The 5,647-nt window shown below is 41.7% G+C and carries 5 protein-coding genes and 3 pseudogenes; 6 read left to right on the top strand and 2 right to left on the bottom strand.

Features of this window, described 5'->3' with window-relative positions:
* Window positions 1–4 precede the first annotated feature (4 nt).
* The 6 genes and pseudogenes from DWX28_RS18885 to DWX28_RS18860 form a co-directional block, all read left to right on the top strand.
* Entirely contained in the window at window positions 5–361 is a 357-nt protein-coding gene (locus DWX28_RS18885) for a VOC family protein (RefSeq protein ID WP_243002504.1), read from the top strand.
* Window positions 362–529: 168 nt separating this feature from the next.
* Window positions 530–967: a MarR family winged helix-turn-helix transcriptional regulator gene (locus tag DWX28_RS18880; RefSeq protein ID WP_118254697.1), complete on the top strand. Its 438-nt coding sequence runs from the start codon at window positions 530–532 to the stop codon at window positions 965–967.
* Complete coding sequence (locus DWX28_RS18875; RefSeq protein ID WP_118254694.1) at window positions 964–1,740, top strand: sulfite exporter TauE/SafE family protein; 777 nt, start codon at window positions 964–966, stop codon at window positions 1,738–1,740. Before DWX28_RS18880 ends, DWX28_RS18875 begins: the two co-directional genes overlap by 4 nt.
* A gap of 74 nt (window positions 1,741–1,814) precedes the next feature.
* Complete coding sequence (locus DWX28_RS18870) at window positions 1,815–3,032, top strand: AI-2E family transporter (RefSeq protein ID WP_173906247.1); 1,218 nt, start codon at window positions 1,815–1,817, stop codon at window positions 3,030–3,032.
* Window positions 3,033–3,166: 134 nt separating this feature from the next.
* Window positions 3,167–3,313, top strand: a pseudogene (locus DWX28_RS18865) (VOC family protein); the annotation flags it as partial.
* Between the two features lie 20 nt (window positions 3,314–3,333).
* Window positions 3,334–4,074, top strand: a pseudogene (locus DWX28_RS18860) (beta-galactosidase); the annotation flags it as partial.
* Between the two features lie 115 nt (window positions 4,075–4,189).
* Here the strand turns inward: DWX28_RS18860 and DWX28_RS18855 are convergent.
* Window positions 4,190–5,485, bottom strand: a complete 1,296-nt coding sequence (locus DWX28_RS18855) for a tyrosine-type recombinase/integrase (protein WP_108817231.1) — start codon at window positions 5,483–5,485, stop codon at window positions 4,190–4,192.
* Between the two features lie 86 nt (window positions 5,486–5,571).
* A pseudogene (locus DWX28_RS18850) lies at window positions 5,572–5,647 on the bottom strand (helix-turn-helix domain-containing protein); the annotation flags it as partial.

Below are 5,647 nucleotides of genomic sequence, written 5' to 3'. Positions count from 1 at the left end.
GTGTTTGGCAAAAATAGAAAACAGGCTGAAGAGAACTCCTCAACCTGTTTCTGGGCAAATGCCAAATCAGCTTGCCTATGATAACTTAATGACATTGGGTGACAGAGTGGTCTTTTTAAAAGTTGCTTCTCTTGTGATCGAGACGTATGAGAGCAAGGACGCAGCCATGAAATCAGGGGCAGTCGATCACATTGCACTTGATGTGAAAGATATCGAGAAGACTTATGAACTTATCAACCAGGAAGGATTAAACACTACAAAGGATACGATCCATTTCCTGCCATTTTGGGAAAATGGAGTGAAATTCTTTACAATCGAAGGACCAAATAAAGAAAAAGTAGAATTCAGCCAGTATCTGTAAGAGATATGCATAAGAAAAGCACATTTATACCTGTTGAGGGCATAGATGTGCTTTTTTAATCCAGTGAACATATAAGCTTGTATGGGGAAAAACTTTGTGCTAAAATACTTCAAAAATGAACATTCTAAAAATGAATAATTCAAAAACATAAGAAAGGAAAAAGACAAAATGGTAAGTATAGAATATGTACATAAATTGCTGGAACTCTATAACCAGCTGTGCAGTCCTCTGTGTCAGCAGACTGGCATCTCGCAGACTTCGTTGGATATACTGATGTTTCTGAAAAATAATCCACAGTACAAAAATGCTGCAGATATTGTAAAGTTTCGTGGAATCAAGGCAAATCTGGTATCTGTCCATGTGGAACGACTGGTGCAGGAAGGATACCTTGAGCGTCAGGAGGTGCCGGGAGACCGGAGAAAGACAGAGTTGATCTGTACGGAGAAAGCAGCACATGTATGGAAGCAGGGATGTGAGATACAGAAGGCATTTTTTGAAATGTTGTTTTCCGGAGTGCCTGAGGAGTCACGGAAAATCTTCGAACATGTGATGGAACAGACAGAGGAGAATTTGAATATTTATCAAAAGGAGAACAAAAAGAAATGAGTGTTTTATTAACTGTCATTGTTACATTTTTTGCCGGTATGGGTGCTGGTCTTGGTACCGGATTCGCCGGTATGAGTGCGGCAGCGGTTATCAGTCCTATGCTGATTACCTTTTTGGGAATGGATCCATACATGGCAGTGGGAATTGCCCTGTCTTCGGATGTACTGGCGAGTGCCGTGTCTGCATATACCTATGGAAAAAATAAGAATCTGGATGTGAAAAATGGTCTGATCATGATGGTTACCGTGCTGTTGTTTACGATATTTGGAAGCTATGTATCAAGCCTGGTACCATCCACAACAATGGGAAACTTCTCTGTTTTTATGACCTTCCTTCTTGGTATTAAATTTATCGTTCGTCCGGTCATGACTACGAAGGAAGCCATGACACAGATATCTGAAAAAAAACGTGCCATGCAGTCTGTCATCTGTGGTATTCTGATAGGCTTTATCTGTGGTTTTATCGGTGCCGGCGGTGGTATGATGATGCTTCTGATCCTGACATCGGTTCTTGGTTACGAATTGAAGACAGCTGTGGGAACCAGCGTATTTATTATGACCTTCACGGCTTTTACCGGAGCCGTCTCCCATTTCGCCATCGGCGGTACACCAGACTGGTCGGTATGGATTTTGTGTGTAATCTTTACATTTCTTTGGGCCAGAATCGCAGCGGTATTTGCCAACAAAGCAACTCCAAAGACATTGAACCGTGCGACGGGAGTGATCCTGGTGATATTGGGAGTTGTGGTTATGGCATTTTCGATGATAGGATAGAATAACAGCCGTGACTCTACATAGCAGTCAATAAGCTTGGAGTAACAGATAAAGATTAAAAAAAGGAGAAAATAGTGGATTTAAGCAAAATATCTATAAAAAAAATCAGGGAGCTGATTGTGTTTACGACATTTCTTGTGGTTGCCCTGTGGAAGTTTGATGTGGTGCTCGGTGTGTTGAAAGCAATTTGGGGGATTATATTTCCGTTTATACTTGGTGGAGCAATCGCATTTCTGACGAATGTGCCAATGAGCTTTTTGGAAAAGACAATTTTTAAAAATGTAAAAAAGGAAAATAAGATAGCAGGAAAACTGGCAAGACCAACAAGTCTGCTTCTTACTATTGTATTAATAGTTGGTGTGATCGCATTGGTGATGTTCGGAGTGATTCCGCAGCTTACGCGAACAATGGGAACTTTGATGATGAGCATTTCTGACTTTATTCCGCAGATGCAAAGCTGGATTCGAGAATTTTTCCATAATAACCAGGAAATTATGAAACTGGTAGATCAGATACAGTTTGATCCGGATCGGGCAATCAGGTGGGGAATAAGTCTTCTTGGCAACGGTGCCGGAAATATGATGAATACGACGATGTCAGCTGTGGGTTCCATAGTCAGTGGATTAGCGACTTTTTTTATTGCCTTTTCTTTTGCCTGTTATGTCCTTTTTCAGAAAGAAAAGCTGCACTTACAGATCAGAAAAGTATTTTTCGCATTTCTTCCACAACAAAAAGCAGATGCTTTTCTTAAAGTCTGTTCTCTGACATATCGGACATTTGCAAACTTTCTTACAGGTCAGTGCCTGGAAGCTGTGATTCTCGGATGTATGTTTGTTATCACACTGAGTATTTTGAGGATGCCATATGCACTTTTGATTGGAGTGTTAATTGCATTTACAGCATTGATTCCTATTTTCGGGGCTTTCATCGGATGTGCAGTAGGAGGCTTTTTGATCTTTATGGTAAGCCCGAAGCAGGCAATTTTATTTATAATAGTATTTCTGGTGCTGCAGCAGATTGAAGGAAATCTGATCTATCCGCATGTTGTTGGTGAATCTGTAGGGCTTCCATCAATCTGGGTGCTGGCAGCAGTTACAATCGGTGGAAATCTTATGGGGATTGTAGGCATGCTTGTTTTCATCCCACTGCTGTCGGTATTTTATACTATTTTTCGGGAATACGTGTATCTGCGCTTGAAAAAACAACATATCAAACGGGTAACAACGACAGAAATAGAGAAATATACGGAAGAGGATCATCCAATCCAAGCAGATAATCAGAGAGAGGACTGATTGCCAGGACCGCTGAAGTGAACATTAACAATAAAAGAGTTGCATAGAAGGGATAAAGCAGTTTATTATTGATGTAGACAGATGCGAAATGTATTCTGATCAAGTCAGAAGAATACGGAGGAAAATATGTTCAATTTAAGGTGGATAGTGTAGAAGAAATGGTAAAAGAATTAAATGCCAGAGGGATTGCTACGGAGCCTGTTCGAATAGATGACTATACAGGTAAAAAGATGACATTTTTCCAGGATCCGGATGGGCTGCCGCTGGAAATACATGAGTGAATGACAGGGGGCATTGTATTATGAGGGAGTTACTCTATGGGGCAGCATATTACGATGAATATATGCCGTATGACCGGCTGGAGAAAGATGTTGCCATGATGAAAAAAGCCGGGATCAATGCGGTTCGGATTGCAGAGTCTACATGGAGCACCTGTGAACCGCAGGAAGGTGTTTTTGACTTTTCACATGTGATCCGTGTAATGGATGCGATGGAAGAGGCGGAAATTAACGTAATCATAGGGACTCCGACTTATGCAGTACCGACCTGGATGGTGAAGGCATATCCGGGTGTGCTGGCGGAGACGGTCAAAGGCAGAGGAATCTATGGTGCGAGACAGATCATGGACATCACACATCCGGTCTATCGCTATCATGCTGAAAGAGTCATCCGCAAGCTGATGGAAGTTTCTGCACACCGAAAATGTGTGATCGGATTCCAGCTTGATAATGAAACGAAATATTATGGAACTGCAGGCAAGAATGTGCAGCTCAGTTTTGTGAAATATCTCCGGGAGAAATTTCATAATGATCTGGATGCCATGAATCATGAATTCGGTCTGGATTACTGGAGCAATCGCATCAATGCCTGGGAAGATTTTCCGGATGTGCGCGGTACGATCAATGGAAGCCTGGGGGCAGAGTTTGCAAAATACCAGAGAAGTCTGGTGGAAGAATTCCTTGGCTGGCAGGCAGAGATTGTTTCAGAATATAAGAGAGAAGACCAGTTTATCACTCACAATCTGGATTTGTGGAGAGATTTCCTGAACTTTCCTTATTTTTCAAGGCTTACAGCCTCTTAGATAGTGAAATGATATGTATTTTCCCTTATTTTTGCCCTTATGCGGAATCCGCAAGGGAAATAAGGGAAATTTTTAGTTAAGCATTGCTCACTACTTTATCAAGAAGTCTTGCGGAATCCCGCTTTGCTTTTCTTGTTGAGTGAGCGTAAATATTCATTGTGGTACTGACATCAGAGTGTCCTAACAGTTCCTGTACATCTTTCGGTGCAGCCCCATTGGAAAGCAGATTGCTGGTGTAGGTGTGACGTAACTGGTGGAAATGGAAATCTTCAAATCCTTCCAGTTTTTTTGACACTGATCTGCATACAATGCTGAGTGTACTCGGCAGTTCCAAAGAGCCATCCGGTCTTAAGCAGACAAAGGAGATTTCTTTGTAATCTGCCGGGACTTCCTGTGTTCCGGCAAGATGATAGTATTCATAATAGACTCTGTTTTTCACATGAACTTCTTTGTAGTAATTGCGGTGATATAATTCGCCATACTGCATCCGGTTTTTGAGTTGTTCCTTTCTGGCAGCTTTTAATATTTCAGTCAGAGTATCGCCAAAATCAACAATCCTTACTTTCTTCCGTTTCGTTGGTCCGATAATGTTTTTGTGTTTTATGCCGTCGTAGCGGATACTGCGTTTTATGGTCAGGCATTGTTCCTCAAGGTTAATGTCCTGCCATGTAAGACCACAGGTTTCTCCGATACGGAGCCCGGCATAATACGCAATCTGAATCGGCAGAATGGCAGGTGGGTTTTTCTTTTCCAGATACTTGATAAGTCGCTCGTAATCCTCGTGTGAAATCGGCTGTGTGCCTTCTTCCACTTCATCATCGGAAAAGAGGTCAACTTCCTCTGCCTGTCGTTTCAGTTTGATATATTGCATCGGATTGAAACTGATTAGTTGTTTTGGAAATACTGCAAAACGGAATGACTGCTGTAACACTGCGGAAAAAGAATGTATATAATCTTTGCTGTATCCCTTTCTTACTTTCCCGTCTGGAAACTCACCACCGAATGTAAGCAGATCAAGAAATGCCTGTAAATGTTCGGCAGTAACTGTTTTCAGTTTGCGGTCTGCAATCGGGTGTTTTTTGATACAGCGGATTGCACCAAGATAATTTTCCACTGTGCCGTTGCTGAGTGTCCCGGTTTTCAGTTCTTCTTCCGCCCACATATCCAGAAGCTCTCCTACCGTAAGGCTGTCTGCCTTTGCGACAAACTTCTTATTTTCGTAATCTTCCAGTGCTTTGCGGAGAAGTTTTTCCGTCTCACTTTTACTTTCGGTTCCAGCATATTCTTTCTGAACCATTTTACCGCTTGCATCTTCTACATAGAAGCGATAGTACCATTTTTTTCCTTTTTTTCTAACAGATCCTTTTGCCATAATTGTATTTCTCCTTTCGATATCAGACAATCGGAACTGTTGAAATGCTTCTTGCGTGTAAGTATATCACAACTCCGGTTGTCTTACTATACCGATTCAGAATCCTCATACATAACTTCGGATAAAAGATTGGCAAGTCTTTGTTCGGCTGCTTCCGGTTTC

The organism is Blautia sp. AF19-10LB (assembly GCF_003461245.1).
In the GTDB taxonomy this organism is placed as follows: Bacteria; Bacillota; Clostridia; order Lachnospirales; family Lachnospiraceae; genus Blautia_A; species Blautia_A intestinihominis.
Note: the sequence above shows the minus strand (reverse complement) of the source record. Positions and strands in the feature narration are given on the sequence as shown.

What these genes read in the sequence shown, in the direction of transcription:
- DWX28_RS18880 (WP_118254697.1), top strand. Translation starts at nt 530, where the DNA reads ATGGTAAGTATAGAATATGTACATAAATTGCTGGAACTCTATAACCAG.
- DWX28_RS18875 (WP_118254694.1), top strand. Translation starts at nt 964, where the DNA reads ATGAGTGTTTTATTAACTGTCATTGTTACATTTTTTGCCGGTATGGGT.
- DWX28_RS18855 (WP_108817231.1), bottom strand. Translation starts at nt 5,485, where the DNA reads ATGGCAAAAGGATCTGTTAGAAAAAAAGGAAAAAAATGGTACTATCGC.